A 15822-nucleotide genomic window follows, 5' to 3' on the forward strand; every position below is an offset into this window, starting at 1 on the left:
CCCTGTGACCTCGATTAAGAACCGCTGTTCGACTCCGAACCGTCTAGGTTTTCGAGTTGAATCGGCGATTCTTCCTTAGCCTTTTCAGTCGCCGACTCCGATTGGTCCTGAGCCTCGGCGGCCGAACCCTTGACCTCTTCAAGAATGGCTTCTGGGTCTACTTTGTTCGATTCGCTGGCAGCATTGTCTTCATTGGCTGCTGCGGACGGAACCAACTCCGAATCGTCAGGAGTGCCGGATTCACCCGCAGCGATCTCCTCTTCCGCCAGCTTCGAAATCGATGCTCCCTCGGAAGCGGGACCCGTATCGGTGTTCGCAGCCAAAGTTCCTAGATAAAGACCGAAGCACAGGATGAAGAATGCGATGATCGAGTAGATAGTACCGCGCGTCAAAACGTTCGTGGCCTCACCTCCGAATGCCTGCTCGGCGGCGCCTCCCCCCAGAGCGGCCCCCATACCGGAATTGGCGCTCGGCTTCTGCATGAGCACGAGCAACGTCACAAATAGGCAGACCAGAACGAGGACGACCGAAAACAAAGCGATGAGGAATGTAGCCATAGAAAAGTTGGAAAACCGGAAAGAATGATAACGCCTCGGACGTCTTTCAACCCTCAAATTAACCCATTTCCAATCCCAGTTTTGGCTCTGAAAAGAATGCACTTGCAAAAACCATACAGACTTGTCTGTTTTTAAATTATGAAACGAATTCGTGAGCAAATTCTCGAAACGGCTGGGCACCTATTTCAAAAGCGAGGCTATACCTGCGTTGGAATTAACGAGATCATCGAGAAGTCCGGAGTCTCCAAAGCGGGCTTTTATCAGAATTTCGAAAGCAAAGAGAATCTCTGCGTTGAATGGCTAAAGGAAACCCACCGCCAATCCGAAATGAGACATCAGGACATTTTGGAAGAAGACCGCGCTCCGAAAGAAAAGGTGCGAAACTACTTTGCGGCTCTTTCTGACTTCATGATCTGCCGGGAATTCCGCGGGTGCCCGTTCAGCAACACCGCTTCTGTCGTCGATGCCTCGATCGACCGAATTCACACCGAGGTGGAGAGTCACAAGATCTTCATTCGAGAGTTTTTTGTGGATCTCGCCGGCCAATGTGAATTTTCCGAGGAATCGGCAGAAGAGGTCGGAAACCATCTATTCCTACTTTATTCAGGGGCCGCCACCGAGGCGCAAAATCTTCGAACTGAGTGGCCAATTCGAACGGCCGCGGCGCTGGCTGAAAGGCTCGTCACCATGCCGTCCCCCGAAAGCGAGAAAGACCAACGGCGCAAGCGAGAGCTTCTTGCCGTATAATTCACCAATCTGGCCGATCGATGAGATTTCCACTCAAAGCGCTCATTTTCGCTCTCAACTCGGCGATTCCTGAGCTGGTCTTCGCATCGGAATCGGCGCTCTATGACCGTTACGACGAGCTCCTCTCCCGATATGTTTCGGAAAGTGGAGTCGATTATGCCGAATGGAAGGCAAACGAGGCGGATGTTGAAGAACTCGATGAAATCCTCGCGGGATTTAGCTCCGTCGACTATCGCGAGCTTGAGGATGCAGAGGCCACCGCCTTCCTCATCAATCTATACAATGCGGCAGTGATCCGGGAAGTTCTCACCCACTACCCATTCGAATCGATCCGATATCTGGGATTGCTCCCGTTCTCAATTTTTCGACTACCGGCGATTTCTCTCAATGGAGAGTTCATCAGCCTGGATACTCTCGAAAAGAAAATCCTCCTCCCCGAATACGGAGATCCTCGCATCCATTTTGCGATCAACTGCGCGAGCATCAGCTGCCCGCCTCTGCGGGAGGAATCCTTTCGAGGAGATCGTTTAGAGGACCAACTTCAAGAACAGACGATTCGTTTTGCCAACAGTCCCGAGGCAGCCGATGTGCTCGAAGGAGAGGCGGTAACCGCGTTCTCAAAAATCTTCGAATGGTACGATGCCGATTTTCCCGGGACCAATCCTGCAAGCTACCTCAACTCTTTCCGGAGCGACCCCCTTCCCACCGAGAACGAGATTCGTTGGATCGAATACAACTGGGATCTCAATGACGCTTCTTGAGCGAGACAATCCTCGGCTCCCTACCCTCAGATTGGCCCCTCCATTTGCGTTCGTCAGCTTTCCTTCAAGGGTAAAATAAGCGCATTCAACCTTTTGCCTAATCCTTCTATGATCCCTTCGACTTCCGCTTCTCTCCAACTCTCTCCGCCATTCTTGGAAACCTTAGCGGATCACCAAAAAGATCTTCGGCGCACGGAAGCCGACATCCTCCAGCTTAACCTAGGCAAACTATGCAACCTCACCTGCGTTCATTGCCACGTGAGTGCCGGACCGCGGCGTAAAGAAATCATCACTCCCGAGACGGCCGGGAAGATTTTGGATTGGTACCGAAAGCATCCACTTGGGACCGTTGATCTCACCGGCGGAGCGCCCGAGATGGCTCCCGAGTTTCGCCGGATCGTTCGGACGATCCGCGAAATCCGCCCCGACGCTCGCATCATCGACCGTTGCAATCTCGTCATTCTCAACGAGCCCGGATTCGAATGGGTCGGATCATTTCTCGAACAAAACCAAGTGTCCATCGTCGCCTCAATGCCTTGCTACTCCCCCGAAAACGTCGAAGCCCAACGGGGACACGGCGTCTTCGACCGCAGCATTTTGGCTCTGCAGGAATTAAACCAGCGGGGGTTCGGAACCGGCCATCCCCGCAAAACCCTCGACCTCGTCTACAACCCCAACGGAGCCAAACTCCCCCCCTCGCAGATGGAACTGGAAAAAGACTACAAGGAAGAGCTCCTCAAACATTTCGGCATCACCTTCGACCGTCTGATTACCATCACCAACCTCCCCATCGCTCGCTTCGCAAGATACCTCCACCGTGAGGGCCTCTATGAAGACTATCTAAAGACTCTTATTGACGCCTTTAACCCGGCAACTGTTGATCATCTCATGTGCCGCGACACCATCAGCGTGGGCTGGCAGGGCGAGATCTACGACTGTGACTTCAATCAAATGCTGGGACTGCAGATGACAGGAGATCGTGATCGTAAACTCTCCCTTTGGGACATTACTCCCGACCAACTCGAAGGACGCGCCATCGCCACAGGAGAGCACTGCTACGGCTGCACCGCCGGAGCCGGCTCTTCCTGCGGCGGATCACTGGTCGACTGAGCCGATCTCCCTCTGAAACAAGAACCAGCAGCACTTCCATGAGCATTCAGCCTCTCGACTACCACACCAATTCACAGGATTACTACGGACGAGTTCTCGGCTCGAGCAAAGACCTCAAGACTTCGGCTTGCTGCGAAAACTCATCGCCGCCTGCTTGGCTGAAGCCACTCTACAGTCATCTCAACTCCGAAATCATCGAAAAAAGCTACGGTTGTGGTTCACCGATTCCGGTCGAACTCAAAGGTTGCACAGTCCTCGATCTCGGATGTGGTACCGGTCGCGATGTCTACCTCGCTGCGCAACTCACCGGCCCCGAGGGAAAAGTGATCGGTGTCGATTTCACCGAGGAACAACTCGAGGTCGCCCGACGAAATCTCCCTTCCCAGATGGAGCGATTTGGTTTCGCGCAGGCGAACGTCGAATTCCGCCACGGCCCACTAGAAGACCTCTCCGCACTGGGCATCGCCGATCAATCCATCGATGTGGTCATCTCGAACTGCGTTCTCAACCTTTGCCCGGATAAGGCCTCCGTCATCCGAGAGATCTTCCGAGTCCTAAAGCCAGGCGGTGAACTCTACTTCTCCGACGTATTCGCTTCTCGAAGACTCCCGCCGGAATTGGCGAATGACCGAGACTTCCACGGCGAATGCCTCGGAGGCGCGTGGTATTGGGAGGACTTTCGGCGCCTTCTCGCTCTCTCAGGCTGCCCTGACTATCGGGTGATCTCCCGCTCGACCCTGAACCTCGAAGATCCGAGGATGGCTGCGATCTCACAGGGGATTACCTTCGATTCCGCCACGGTCCGCTGCTTCAAACTTTCGAATTTGGAAGATCGCTGCGAAGATTATGGCCAATCCGTGACCTATCTCGGGACGATTCCTCAGCACCCCCGAACTTTTCCTCTCGATCCCGGTCACAACTTCGAACTGGGTAAACCCGAACGGGTCTGCGGCAACTCAGCTGCGATGATCGAGGAAACCCGTTTCTCCCGCCATTTTTCCGTCACTGGCGATCGTTCCCGACATTTTGGACTCTTCCCCTGTGGCCCCGGCGATCAAGGGACCGAACCCGGAAGTTGTTGCTAGGATCCAGCCCGTAATCCGATACCGCACCGATTTTCTCATGAACTTCCTGAAACGCTACGCAAATTGGCTCCACCTACAGTGGCCCGCCGGGAAGGTCGAAAAACTCCCCCTGGCCGGAGAGGACGGTGAAACCAACGTGGAGGGCATTCGGGTTGTTGGCGACCTCACCGGAATCCCTCTCCTCAAGTTCAGTGCCGATACCGGCGCGAAAGCGGTGCGTGCCTTTCTCGAAGAATCGCGGTTTGAACCGTCCCGTGATCCCGAGGACAAAATACTCGACGTGGCAATCATCGGCGGCGGCGTTTCCGGCATCGCCGCCGCCCGGGAGGCCCGTCAAAAAAAGCTCCATTTCGCGGTATTTGAGTCGAAGGAATCGTTTTCGACCATTCGTAATTTCCCCAAGGGCAAGCCGATCTTCACTTACCCCACGGACATGGAGCCAACCGGAGGAATGCACTTTCGCTCTGAGGTAAAGGAAGACCTCGTCGAAGAGCTGGAAGCGCAACAGCAAGACGCGCAGATCGAGCCAGTCTCTGCCAAAATCGAATCGATTACCCGTCAGGGTGATCATCTCTTCCTCAATAAAGACGAAGGTGAGCCCGTTGTCGCCCGCGCGGTTGTGGTGGCGATTGGCCGCAGCGGGAATCATCGTAAACTAGAGATCCCTGGAGAGGAAAAAGACAAGGTCTTCAACCGACTCCACGACCCAAAGGAATTCACCGGCCAAAAGGTGCTCATCGTCGGCGGCGGGGACAGCGCCGCCGAAGCCGCAATCGCCCTCGTAGAGGCGGGAGTGGAGGTCACGCTCAGCTATCGCAAAGCGGAACTCACGCGCCCCAAACCGGAAAACGTCGAAAAGATCAAATCCCTTTCCTCGAGCTCCGACGAGAAGCTCGCCCTGAAACTGGAGACGGAGCCCACCGCGATCCATGACGATGCCGTCGTCCTTCGGTCGCGTCAGTCCGATCAGGAGGAGACAATCGAGAATGATGTGGTCTTCGCCCTCATCGGTCGGGAGCCGCCTCTCGAGTTTTTTAGACGATCAAAACTGAAGGTACTGGGGGATCGAAGCCTGTCCTTTTGGTTGGGCATGGGAGCCTTCGTCCTTTTCTGCTTTTGGCTCTATCACTGGAAAGGAGGCAAGCCGGTCCCGTTCTACGGATACCTCCCGAACTGGCTCTCACCAAATCCCGGAGCACTCTCCAATTGGCTTCAAAACCTGAGCGGCACTATCGGGTCTTGGTTTCGGGATCCTGCCACTCTTCTGGGCACAGTCTCCCGCTCGGCTTCCACACCATCGTTTTACTACACCCTCGCCTATTCTGCAGTCGTCGTGATCTTCGGGATTCGGCGTATCCGCTATCGCAAGACCCCTTACATCACCGTCCAAACCTATACCCTGATGGCGGTTCAGGTCCTCCCTCTTTTCATTCTCCCTGAAATCATCCTGCCTTGGCTCGGACACAATGGAGCCTACGATTCCGGCTTGGGAAAATGGTTTGCCGATACCTTTTTCCCGTCTGTCAACTATGACCCCAATGGACGGGAATACTGGCGGGCCTACGGATTCATTCTAGCCTGGCCTTTGATGGCTTGGAACTGGTTCACCGCTCAACCTCTCTGGGGCTGGCTCATCGTGGGATCCATTCAGACTTTCGTCATCCTCCCGCTGATAATCCGTCGCTGGGGCAAAGGTGCTTATTGCGGATGGATTTGCTCCTGCGGAGCTTTGGCCGAAACCCTCGGCGATCGGCACCGACACAAAATGCCTCACGGGCCGAAGTGGAACCGTCTCAATCTTCTCGGGCAGGGAATTCTCGCATTCGCAATCCTTCTCATGATCGTTCGGATTGTAGGCTGGATCGCTGGCCCCGACTCTCTGGCTTCCTGGATTTTCACCGAAGGGGCCTCCAAGCTTCCCCTCCTCAACTACGGGTGGTTTGTTGATCTCTTTCTGGCCGGGGTGCTGGGCTACGGGCTCTATTTTTGGTTCAGTGGCCGTATGTGGTGTCGCTTCGCCTGCCCTCTCGCCGCCCTGATGCACATATACGCCCGTTTTTCGCGGTTCCGAATTTTCGCCGAGAAAAAAAAGTGCATTTCGTGCAATGTGTGCACCTCTGTCTGCCATCAAGGGATCGACATTATGAATTTTGCCAATAAAGGTCTCCCCATGGAAGATCCTGAATGCGTCCGCTGCTCGGCCTGCGTCCAATCCTGTCCCACGGGAGTTCTCTCGTTTGGTCGTTACGATAAAGAGATGCGCCCCGTTTACGATCTCCTCAATGCGAGTCCCGTTCAAAAGAACGAAAACGATAAATCTTAGAACCTTCCTTTTCCTATGATCGCTTTTATCACCGGTTCCGGTTTTTACGAGTTAGAGGGCTTCGCTCCCGAAGAACACGACACCCGCTTCGGCACCGTTCGTCTCCTCCGTGGTGATGTCCAAGGAAATCCCGTTCTCATACTCCCCCGACACGGATCAGGTCATCGAAACCTCCCGCACCAGATCACACATCGTGCCAATCTTACCGCTCTCAAGGAGGCCGGCGCCACTGCCATCGTCTCCTGCACTGTCTGTGGGGTGACCAACGGCACATGGGAGCTCGGCTCCCCCATCGTCGCCAACGATCTTTGGTTCCCGGACAATCGACTCGGGGATGGTTCGGCCTGCACCGTCTTTACGGAACCGGGAGAATCCGGCCGTGGACACCTCCTCGCTGGATCTTTCTTTCATACGGCTCTTTCCCAATCGATCCGTGACTACTTCGAGTGCCAAGGAGGCAAGTGTTTCTCCGGTTGCTATGCTCATGGCAACGGACCTCGATTCAACTCTCGAGCCGAGATCCGGGGGATTCAGGCAGCCGGGGCAGACTTCATTTCCCAGACATGTGGTCCCGAGGCCATCATGGCCAACGAGCTTGAGATTCCCTTCGCACTCGCCGGTTTCGGAGTCGATTTCGCCAACGGAGTGAAAGAGAAGCCGACTCCGATTCAGGTTCTCCAAGTCAATATGGGGCGTGCAAAAACCGCTTTTGTCGGGCTCATCTACGCCATCGCGTCATCGGGAGAAAAATACAAATTCGAGAACTTCGTTTACCGCTTCGATTGAGTCGTTCAACCCAAACAGACAAGCCTTCCCCGAGGATTCTCGCCTTTCTGAAGGCGCCGATTTCCGGTTCGGTTAAAACCCGACTCGCGCGGGAAATCGGGAATGAAGAAGCAACCAGGATCTACCGCATGCACGTCGAACGACAGATTGCGGCCCTCCCGCCCGATTGGCCCGTCGAAATCCATTTCGCCCCACCCGATGCCGAATCAATGATGAGTGAATGGCTGGGCAGCGAGTTCAGTTACATCCCCCAAACCGGAAGAGATTTGGGGGAGCGAATGCACAATGCCGTGAAAAGCGCTTTTGCCGACGGTGCGGAGAAAGTCATTTGCATCGGGGGCGACTGCCCCGACCTCGGAGAGAAGGAACTGCGGGAATCGGAAGAGAAGTTGCACCAAGGCAACGATCTAGTCTTCGGCCCCACCTTCGACGGAGGCTACTACCTGATGGGTCTGTCCAAACCATGTGACGAGGTATTTGAATCCATTCCCTGGAGCTCTTCCAAAACCCTGACCGCCTCACTCCTCCATGCCAAAAGATTTGGGCGATCCTTCACCTTGCTCGAGACCAAAGTAGACGTCGACGATCTGGATGATTGGGAAAAGGCAAAGCACCTCTTTGCCCTCGCAAAATAGCTCTCCCCAATTCGATCCCCGATCTTGCCAATCGGTGCAACCGAATCAAGCTAGGGGCCATGGCTGCTGAATCCAATTCGTCTCTCGCCGGAGTTTTCAATGCGCGCCTTCCTCAACGCGAGGGCCGATTTCGACTATCTTTTTCCGATGGGCTGCTCACATCGATTTCGCCGGAATCTTCGAGCAGCCCCAGCGAGGGTTGGATCGACGCAAAAGGTGGCCTCGTCACCCCGCCATTCGTCGATCCCCACTTCCACCTCGACTCAGTCCATAGCATTGACGAAACCGGAGAGAATGTCAGCGGCACCCTCCTCGAAGGGATCGCACTCTGGAAAAAATACAAAACCAACCTTCGCCCGGATCAGATTCTCGAACGAGCCCGCACCTATTGCCAAGAAGTTCAGGCGCTGGGGCTACAGGCAATCCGCAGCCATGTTGATGTGTCCTACGAGAGTCTAGCGGGAGTCGAGGCTCTGATCCAACTACGGGACGAATTCGCCGGAAAAATCGACATCCAACTGGTTGCCTTTCCCCAAGACGGATTCTACCGCAATCCTCAAGGTGAGGCTCTCCTATTAAAAGCCCTCGACACCGGCATTGATGTAATCGGAGGTATTCCTCATTTTGAAAGAACCTACGACGAAGGAAGCCGATCCGTAGACCGAATCTGCCAAATCGCAGCCGACCGAGGAATCCGCGTCGACCTTCACTGCGATGAAACTGACGACGGAGCCTCTCACCACGTCGAAACTCTTGCAGCCAAGACCATCCAATACGGTCTCACCGGACGAACGGCAGCGTCACACACCACCTCTCTCCATTCTGCCGATGACGCTTGGTTTGCAAAACTTCTTCCTCTCCTCGGCGAAGCGGGCATCACCATCATCCCCAATCCTCTGATCAACCTCACGCTGCAAGGAAGATTCGACCATTATCCCAAACGGCGGGGAATCACCCGTATTCCTGAACTCGACAGCACCGGAATTCCCGTAGCCCTAGGCCAAGACTGCGTCCGCGACCCATGGTATCCTCTCGGCACAGGCAACCTCCTAGACGTAGCCCACATGACCGTTCACGGCAGCCAGATGACCGGGATTGACCAAATGAACCGCCTCCTCCCCATGATCTCATCCAACGGAGCTACTGCCATGGGCCTGAAAGGATATTCTCTCAAAGAGAACGAACCCGCCCACCTTCTGATTTTCCAGGAGTCCAGTTTCATCGAACTATTGAGAAAGCGCCCCCGTCCCACAACGATCATTAGGACAGGGGAAGAGATCGAAATCAGATCCCAATAATCTTTTTAGATTATCCGAAAAGGCCCTTCCGAAGCCCAGTTCCCACAGAGAGCCCTTTCCAGTCGCTCCCTCGTAGAGAATGAGGCCTTCGAGCCCGCTTCCCATCCGGTTCATCTTCCAGGAACTTCCGCACAAAATCCTCTGATCCCAGCACCATCCCGTCCGAAAAATACCGCACCCGGCACCGCAAAACCACCGAAAGGGGCAACTTCCCCTTCTCCTCCTGCAAAACTCGCACCGCTTCTTCGTGAGAGATAGACTCTTTCCCTTCTTTCTCTCCATCGCCAGCCCCATACAAAGTCTGCCGATACCCAGCCAGATCCTTATCCACCACAGAGAGCCCAGCCCGGGCCAACCGCCCGCCCCCAAGAGCCTCCGCATACCCGCAAAACCGATAATCCTTAGGATCCGAAACCAACCCAGCACGAACCGCGTTCAGGTCAATATAGGCCGCCACAGTCCGCAAAGCCCACCGATCCCCTTCGACCAAAACACTCTTAAAGCGAGCCGACCAAAGCGGACCAAACCGATCCCGTGACCGGTTAAACCAAAGCGTAAACCGAAGCTTCAAAGTCCGCATAAACTCTGAAACATCATGCATCCGACGAGTAAGCTCCTTCCTCAATTCCCTCCCATCAAGGAAGTTATCCTTCAAATGCCCCTCCAAAACCTCCGCGGGCATCGGATTCCAAGGAGTAGGCTTAGGATACAACTTCCGATAACGACGAACCAACTCCTCATCCGAAACCTCAGTCCCTGCCGGTGGCACCTCCACCAAAATATGGAAGTGGTTCTTCATCACCGCATAAGTAACCACCCGCACCCCAGAGAACTCAGCAACCTGCCAGATCATCTTCCGCAAAACCTCCCTCTCCCGATCTCCAAAGAGAGCCTCCCCATTCACCGTCCGACTCATCAGATGATGATAAGACAATTGGTCCAATACATGAAGTCTGCGCCTGCCCATGATGGCCACTCTCTACCCTGCAGATAGGTTAGTCAAACTAAATAAAACAGTTATATTAAAATCCAAACAAACTGAACCAGTTGACCTCACCTGAAAAAAAACCTTTTGATGGGAGGTAATGTATCTATTCCGCATTTTCGCTATTATCACTTTCATGTTCCTCACCCACGCAAAACTCTCCGCTGAAGACTCATTTCCTTGGCCTCAGGAAACCTCGGATCTTAGTCCTGATCCCGAAATCCGTTTTGGCAGTCTGCCGAACGGTATGGGCTATTTGATCCGGACCTCTTCCGAGCCTCCAGAGCGGGTGAGCCTTCGACTTGTGGTGCAGGCCGGTTCCCTCATGGAAACTGAGGAGCAGCGGGGCCTAGCCCACTTTCTGGAGCATATGGCTTTCAACGGGACTCGGAATTTTGCCTCAGGCGAAATGGTCGAGTATTTTCAGCGATTGGGAATGGCTTTTGGGGCCGACACCAATGCCAGCACAGGGTTTGATCGCACCCAGTACAAACTAGAACTCCCCAACGGGGATCCGGACCTTCGGACGGAGAGTCTTCGGCTTCTTCGCGACTATGCCGATGGGGTCCTGCTTGCATCGGAAGAGATTGAAAAAGAACGCGGTATTATTCTTTCGGAGAAAAACAGCCGGGATACCGTCGATTTTCGGACGTTTCAGACTGAAATCGGATTTCTTCTTCCTGGGACCAAGTTCGCCAACCGTATGCCGATCGGACTCGAAGAGGTGATTACCAATGTCCCCCGCGAGCAGTTTGTCAGCTTCTACGAAAGTTGGTACCATCCCGAACGAACCTTCTTGGTCGCCACCGGCGATATCGATCCGGACGCATGGGAGTCGGCAATCCGCGAAGCGTTTTCATCCTTCGGTGATGATAAGGGCCCTGCTCCAGAGGATCCTATTCTAGGTGAGGTTTCCTTTGAAGGGATTGAAGCTCTCGTGCATCGCGAACCCGAAGGAAAGGCAGTGCGCTTTGAGGTTTCTACGGGTCAAGCGATCGACGATCTTCCTGACACCGAAGCTCGTCGTATCCGGGAGGGACAACTACAGATTCTCAATGCGATACTTTCGCGACGCATGGAGAGGCTGGCCCGTGACGAGGACTCCCCTATCCTCTCTAGCTATGCCTACAGCTATCCACTCTACGAATTTGTGGAACTTTCGGGAATTTCGGCCACGGTCCGTCCCGACGAATGGGCCGATGGCGTCGGTATCGTCGAGCAAGAATTACGCAAAGCCCTTGAGCATGGCTTCGCCGAAGCGGAGATTTTAGAGGCGGAAGCGAATCTTCTCAGGGCTGCCCGAGAAAAGGTTGACGGACAGGAAACCCGCAAATCCTCTTCTTGGGCTGACGAATACGCCTTTCTCGTTAATTCAGCGCGGGTGCCGCTCTCACCCGAGCAGGAATTGAGTATTGCGGAAGAAGCAGCGTCTTTGTCCACCCCGGCTACCTTGCAGCAGCTGCTTCAAGGTATCTGGTCGGATAATGGCCGTCGTCTTTTCCTGACGGGACCGGTTCCCGAAGGAGTCGAGGCCGAAGACCTCATTGCGGTTTACGAAACTTCCTCCTCCACTGAAGTTGCGGCTACCGAGATGCTCTCCGACCTCACTTTCCCCTATGCTGCCACCGGTGCGTCCGAGCCTACGGAGGTCACTCGTCACGAGGATCCTGAGCTGGCTCAAGCCCAGTACGCCAACGGCGTTCGAGCCAATTGGAAAAAGACTCCATTTGAAGAAGAGTCCATCCTCATCACCATTCGAATCGGAGGAGGAGGTCTTTCTCTACCGGATGATCAACCGGGGATTGCCCGTCTGGCCGAGGGTGCGTTCCTCCAAGGTGGACTGGCCGAAATCTCCTTTGACGATCTTCAAACCGTAACTGCCGGCCGCACAGTCAGCACCCGGTTTTCCGTCTCAGAAGATTCTTTCCAACTCCAAGGACAAACACGTCCCGAAGATCTGGACCTCCAACTCGACATCCTCCGCGCTTTCCTCCTCGATCCTGGTTTTCGCTCCGAAGGTCTCAGCCTGTTCCGCCGTTCGATCGACTCCCAATACCGCGAGATCGAATCCACTTGGCAGGGCATTCTCCAAAGCGAGGCTTGGCCTTTCCTCTATGGGAACTACGGCCTGCAAAACTTCCCGAGCAAGGATGAGCTGAAAGAACGGAATTTCGAAGAACTCCGGGAATGGCTCGTTCCCCAGTTCCAGAATGGCTACTTGGAGGTCTCGGTCGTCGGCGATTTTGAAGAAGACTCATTGGTCGCCTCATTGGACCGAGTCTTTGGCACCCTTCCCGGCAAACGTCCCAGCTCTCCACAATACACCGTCGGAGAGGATGGGCCCGTATTCCCTGAAGGCGAGCAACGTGAATTTGCAGTCAAATCCGATATCCCACAGGGCTCAGCGATGGTAGCGTTCCCCTCCGCCGGATTGGCCCCGGTGGAAGAAAGCCGTCGGCTCTCCCTGCTCTCTTCTGTTCTTGACGACCGTCTCCGCCTCAAGATCCGCGAAGAATCCGGCCAAGCGTATTCCTACACGGCCTCGAACCGACCTAGTGACACCTACGATTTCGGCATCTTTTTCGGCATCGCAATTCTTTCGCCCGAAAAGGTATCTCCTGTCGCCCAGCAAATCATGGAGGTCGTCGAGTCGCTAGGCACAGAGCCCATCACCGAGGACGAGCGACTACGCGCCCTGGCCCCGAACCTCAAACAGCTTGAGGACATGCGGCGCAACAACCGATACTGGCTCCGAGTCCTGAATGGCTCGCAAGTTGAGCCCGAGCAGATCGAGTGGTCGCGGACACTTCTGGAAGGGTACCAAGCGATCACCGTCGAGGATCTGCAAAAAACCGCCGAGACCTATCTCGTCCCCGAGAAAGCCGCATGGGTGGAAATCGCCTCCCCGATTCCCGTCGAGAGTCAATAGAACGGCTGCGGAGCAAGTCGAGAAGGTAAACTTTCTACTCGTAACACGACGTTCACCGCCCTAGAAAACACCGCTTATGGAAAAATCCCTTATCATTCTGAAACCCGATTGTATGGCAGCCAACAATGCCGGCGAAGTAATCTCGCGATTCGAGAATGCTGGCTTCACAATCGTGGCCGCGAAGATGGCTCGGCTCGATTCTTCCATCCTGCGCGAGCACTATGCCCACGTTGCGGACAAGCCTTTCTTTCCGGAAATTGAGTCCTTCATGAGCTCACGACCCGTGATTTTCCTCGTTCTCGAGGGTGAAGGAGTCGTCCAAAAAGTCCGCGATCTTCTCGGACCCACTGATTCCGCTGAGGCTCCTGCGGGAACCATTCGCGGCGACTTGGGTACGGACAAAATGAAAAATGTGGTCCACGCATCCGACAGTGTTGAAAACGCCTCGATCGAAATCGATCGTTTCTTCCGCTCGGAAGAACTCTGCGCGGACTGAGCGCAGTGACTGAAGATCCCAGCACAGAGGATGTCTTCGATTCCATCGAAGAAGCCATAGCGGAAATCGCTGCCGGGCGCATGGTGATCGTCACCGATGACGAGAACCGCGAGAATGAAGGTGATTTGGTATTGGCGGCCTCTAAGGTGTCGCCCGAGGCCATCAACCAGATGATCCAAGAGGCAGGCGGCCTAATCTGCGCCCCTACCCTGAGCCATCAGCTTACGCGATTGGGCATCAACCAGATGGTCGTCGACAACCGGGAAAGCCATCGCACGGATTTCTCGGTGTCTGTAGACGCCGCTGAGGGGATCTCCACGGGTATCAGTGCCTATGATCGGGCCCAGACCATCCGGATCCTGGCGAATCCGGATGCGACTCCGGACATGCTGGTGCAGCCTGGTCATATCTTCCCTCTTCGCTCCCGTCCGGGCGGGGTTCTCCAGCGCGCCGGTCACACCGAAGCGGCAGTGGATCTAGCGACCCTCGCCGGACTCCACCCGAGCGGAGTGATCTGCGAGATCCTGAACAAGGATGGGACGATGGCACGGCTTCCGGAGCTCCTCGCCTTCAAGAAGAAACACAGCTTGAAGATGGTCTCCATCGCCCAGCTGATCGAATATCGGCACAAGCGGGAAAAATTGGTGGAGCCGATCGGATTGAAGAAGGTGGAAACAGACTTTGGAACCTTCGACCTCCATTTGTTCCGAAGCATTCTCGACAACCGTGTCCACCTCGCTCTTACGATGGGAGAACTCGACGGAGATCCCACGCTCGTCCGCGTCCAAGGGGAAAACCTACTCTCGGACGTCTTCGGAGCCAGCTTCCGCGAAAATCTGGTCCGGCCTGCGATGAAGCGGATTGCTGAGGAAGGGAAAGGGGCCGTCGTATATATCGAACAGTCGAACGGAGGATTTCGCCTTGATCCCAAGACCGGTCAACTCTCCGACCAAGACGGCCTCGGAGGTGCACCGATGGACTTCCGCGACTATGGCATGGGAGCTCAGATCCTTTCTGAACTCGGCCTTTGCAAAATCCGTTTGCTCACCTCCCGCCCGCGCAAGGCAATCGCTCTCGAGGGATACGATCTGCAAATCGTGGAGCAGGTCCAAGTCGTCGATCATAACTTTGACCAAGAAGAATCTGAATGAGCTTTGACCAAGCAATTTCCGACCAAAAGCTGGAAGGCAAAGGTCTCCGTATCGGTATCGTCGCCGCGTGCTATAATGGTGAGCGCGTAAACAAGCTACTCAACCTAGTCGTTCAGGAGCTTGAGAAGCTCGGGGTGGATCAAACGGAGATTCGAGTGGAGAGAGTTCCTGGAGCGATGGAGATCCCCTTCGCCGCTTCCCGACTCTCCCAATCCTCCGATTACCATGCGCTGATTGGACTCGGAGTCGTAATCGCCGGCGACACGAATCATCACGATGTGATCGGATACACCACCGCGTCATCCCTCCAACAGATTTCCATCGCGACCGGAGTCCCCGTGGTTAACGGAATCCTGGTCGTTGAGACAGAACAGCAAGCCTCTGATCGCTTGGGCGACAAAGTCGACCGAGGAGCAGAATTCGCCCGGGCTGCCATTGCCTTGGCCAACTTGGATCTTTAATTTCATGCCGAACGAGAAACAACCAGAAGGAGCCTCCGTGCCTGCGCGCAAGCCCTCGCGACGACGTCAGAACCGAGTGGCGGCCATGCAATTCCTCTACCTGTACGAATCCAATCGGGGCGATACGCTCACCGAGCTCCTATTGGGGTTCATGGATACTCAGGAGAAGGAACGCGACTACTACCAATTTGCGGAAGAACTCATTCACGGAACGATAGGCAACCTCGAAGAAATCGACGCCAAAATCCAATCTCTCGCGAGCAACTGGAAGTTTGACCGGATCGCCCGTGTGGACTTGGCCATCCTGCGCATGGCCTGCTTCGAACTCCTTCATCGGTCCGATATCCCCCCGGTGGTGACGATCAATGAGGCGATCGATCTCGGGAAAGAATACTCGAATCAGGAGAGCCGACGGTTCCTCAATGGAGTCCTCGACCGGATGTCCAGCGAGCTCGGACGCCCACTGCGAGAGGCCGAATAACCCAGCCCCTGGATTCC

At 54.9% G+C, this 15822-nt stretch carries 15 protein-coding genes; 13 read left to right on the forward strand and 2 right to left on the reverse strand.

Annotation, left to right across the window (positions count from 1 at the left end):
* Nucleotides 1-14 precede the first annotated feature (14 nt).
* On the reverse strand, nt 15-557 hold the full coding sequence (gene secG / locus H5P30_RS17525; protein ID WP_185694210.1) for a preprotein translocase subunit SecG: 543 nt from the start codon (nt 555-557) through the stop codon (nt 15-17).
* A gap of 138 nt (nt 558-695) precedes the next feature.
* On the opposite strand from secG, the gene H5P30_RS17530 reads away from it, so the two are divergent.
* From H5P30_RS17530 to H5P30_RS17565, 8 genes are all read left to right on the forward strand, one after another.
* Nucleotides 696-1304, forward strand: coding sequence for a TetR/AcrR family transcriptional regulator (locus H5P30_RS17530; RefSeq protein WP_185694211.1), 609 nt, complete (start codon nt 696-698; stop codon nt 1302-1304).
* Between the two features lie 20 nt (nt 1305-1324).
* Nucleotides 1325-2065 carry a DUF547 domain-containing protein gene (locus tag H5P30_RS17535; RefSeq protein WP_185694212.1) on the forward strand — a complete coding sequence of 247 codons (741 nt, stop codon included), beginning with the start codon at nt 1325-1327 and terminating at the stop codon, nt 2063-2065.
* Nucleotides 2066-2173: 108 nt separating this feature from the next.
* Nucleotides 2174-3175: an arsenosugar biosynthesis radical SAM (seleno)protein ArsS gene (gene arsS / locus H5P30_RS17540; protein ID WP_185694213.1), complete on the forward strand. Its 1002-nt coding sequence runs from the start codon at nt 2174-2176 to the stop codon at nt 3173-3175.
* 38 nt (nt 3176-3213) lie between these two features.
* Nucleotides 3214-4260 carry a methyltransferase domain-containing protein gene (locus H5P30_RS17545; protein WP_185694214.1) on the forward strand — a complete coding sequence of 349 codons (1047 nt, stop codon included), beginning with the start codon at nt 3214-3216 and terminating at the stop codon, nt 4258-4260.
* A gap of 37 nt (nt 4261-4297) precedes the next feature.
* Nucleotides 4298-6583: an NAD(P)-binding domain-containing protein gene (locus H5P30_RS17550; RefSeq protein WP_185694215.1), complete on the forward strand. Its 2286-nt coding sequence runs from the start codon at nt 4298-4300 to the stop codon at nt 6581-6583.
* Between the two features lie 15 nt (nt 6584-6598).
* Entirely contained in the window at nt 6599-7369 is a 771-nt protein-coding gene (locus H5P30_RS17555) for a phosphorylase family protein (RefSeq protein ID WP_185694216.1), read from the forward strand.
* Nucleotides 7366-8004, forward strand: coding sequence for a TIGR04282 family arsenosugar biosynthesis glycosyltransferase (locus tag H5P30_RS17560; RefSeq protein ID WP_185694217.1), 639 nt, complete (start codon nt 7366-7368; stop codon nt 8002-8004). The genes H5P30_RS17555 and H5P30_RS17560 overlap by 4 nt, the downstream gene beginning before the upstream one ends.
* A gap of 59 nt (nt 8005-8063) precedes the next feature.
* Entirely contained in the window at nt 8064-9302 is a 1239-nt protein-coding gene (locus H5P30_RS17565; RefSeq protein ID WP_185694218.1) for a cytosine deaminase, read from the forward strand.
* A 10-nt stretch (nt 9303-9312) separates the two neighbouring features.
* On the opposite strand, the gene H5P30_RS17570 is transcribed toward H5P30_RS17565, so the two are convergent.
* Nucleotides 9313-10218, reverse strand: a complete 906-nt coding sequence (locus H5P30_RS17570; protein ID WP_246459919.1) for a transposase — start codon at nt 10216-10218, stop codon at nt 9313-9315.
* Between the two features lie 205 nt (nt 10219-10423).
* Between H5P30_RS17570 and H5P30_RS17575 the strand changes: the two genes are divergently transcribed.
* The 5 genes from H5P30_RS17575 to nusB all read left to right on the forward strand — a co-directional run bounded on the left by H5P30_RS17575 (nt 10424) and on the right by nusB (nt 15805).
* The gene (locus tag H5P30_RS17575; RefSeq protein ID WP_185694220.1) at nt 10424-13216 is read left to right on the forward strand and encodes a M16 family metallopeptidase; all 2793 of its coding nucleotides are present in this window, start codon (nt 10424-10426) and stop codon (nt 13214-13216) included.
* A 76-nt stretch (nt 13217-13292) separates the two neighbouring features.
* Nucleotides 13293-13712, forward strand: a complete 420-nt coding sequence (gene ndk / locus H5P30_RS17580; protein ID WP_185694221.1) for a nucleoside-diphosphate kinase — start codon at nt 13293-13295, stop codon at nt 13710-13712.
* Nucleotides 13713-13717: 5 nt separating this feature from the next.
* Nucleotides 13718-14863 carry a 3,4-dihydroxy-2-butanone-4-phosphate synthase gene (ribB, locus tag H5P30_RS17585; RefSeq protein WP_343075450.1) on the forward strand — a complete coding sequence of 382 codons (1146 nt, stop codon included), beginning with the start codon at nt 13718-13720 and terminating at the stop codon, nt 14861-14863.
* A complete protein-coding gene (ribH, locus tag H5P30_RS17590; RefSeq protein WP_185694222.1) occupies nt 14860-15324 on the forward strand; it encodes a 6,7-dimethyl-8-ribityllumazine synthase in 465 nt (154 codons plus the stop codon). Before ribB ends, ribH begins: the two co-directional genes overlap by 4 nt.
* A gap of 4 nt (nt 15325-15328) precedes the next feature.
* Entirely contained in the window at nt 15329-15805 is a 477-nt protein-coding gene (nusB, locus tag H5P30_RS17595) for a transcription antitermination factor NusB (protein ID WP_185694223.1), read from the forward strand.
* Nucleotides 15806-15822: the final 17 nt, after the last annotated feature.

The organism is Puniceicoccus vermicola (assembly GCF_014230055.1).
GTDB classification, from domain to species: Bacteria; Verrucomicrobiota; Verrucomicrobiia; order Opitutales; family Puniceicoccaceae; genus Puniceicoccus; species Puniceicoccus vermicola.

Bases quoted from the DNA above. Each gene is read 5' to 3' on its own strand.
- secG (WP_185694210.1), bottom strand. From the start codon at position 557: ATGGCTACATTCCTCATCGCTTTGTTTTCGGTCGTCCTCGTTCTGGTC.
- H5P30_RS17530 (WP_185694211.1), top strand. From the start codon at position 696: ATGAAACGAATTCGTGAGCAAATTCTCGAAACGGCTGGGCACCTATTT.
- H5P30_RS17535 (WP_185694212.1), top strand. From the start codon at position 1,325: ATGAGATTTCCACTCAAAGCGCTCATTTTCGCTCTCAACTCGGCGATT.
- arsS (WP_185694213.1), top strand. From the start codon at position 2,174: ATGATCCCTTCGACTTCCGCTTCTCTCCAACTCTCTCCGCCATTCTTG.
- H5P30_RS17545 (WP_185694214.1), top strand. From the start codon at position 3,214: ATGAGCATTCAGCCTCTCGACTACCACACCAATTCACAGGATTACTAC.
- H5P30_RS17550 (WP_185694215.1), top strand. From the start codon at position 4,298: ATGAACTTCCTGAAACGCTACGCAAATTGGCTCCACCTACAGTGGCCC.
- H5P30_RS17555 (WP_185694216.1), top strand. From the start codon at position 6,599: ATGATCGCTTTTATCACCGGTTCCGGTTTTTACGAGTTAGAGGGCTTC.
- H5P30_RS17565 (WP_185694218.1), top strand. From the start codon at position 8,064: ATGGCTGCTGAATCCAATTCGTCTCTCGCCGGAGTTTTCAATGCGCGC.
- H5P30_RS17570 (WP_246459919.1), bottom strand. From the start codon at position 10,218: ATGAGTCGGACGGTGAATGGGGAGGCTCTCTTTGGAGATCGGGAGAGG.
- H5P30_RS17575 (WP_185694220.1), top strand. From the start codon at position 10,424: ATGTTCCTCACCCACGCAAAACTCTCCGCTGAAGACTCATTTCCTTGG.
- ndk (WP_185694221.1), top strand. From the start codon at position 13,293: ATGGAAAAATCCCTTATCATTCTGAAACCCGATTGTATGGCAGCCAAC.
- ribH (WP_185694222.1), top strand. From the start codon at position 14,860: ATGAGCTTTGACCAAGCAATTTCCGACCAAAAGCTGGAAGGCAAAGGT.
- nusB (WP_185694223.1), top strand. From the start codon at position 15,329: ATGCCGAACGAGAAACAACCAGAAGGAGCCTCCGTGCCTGCGCGCAAG.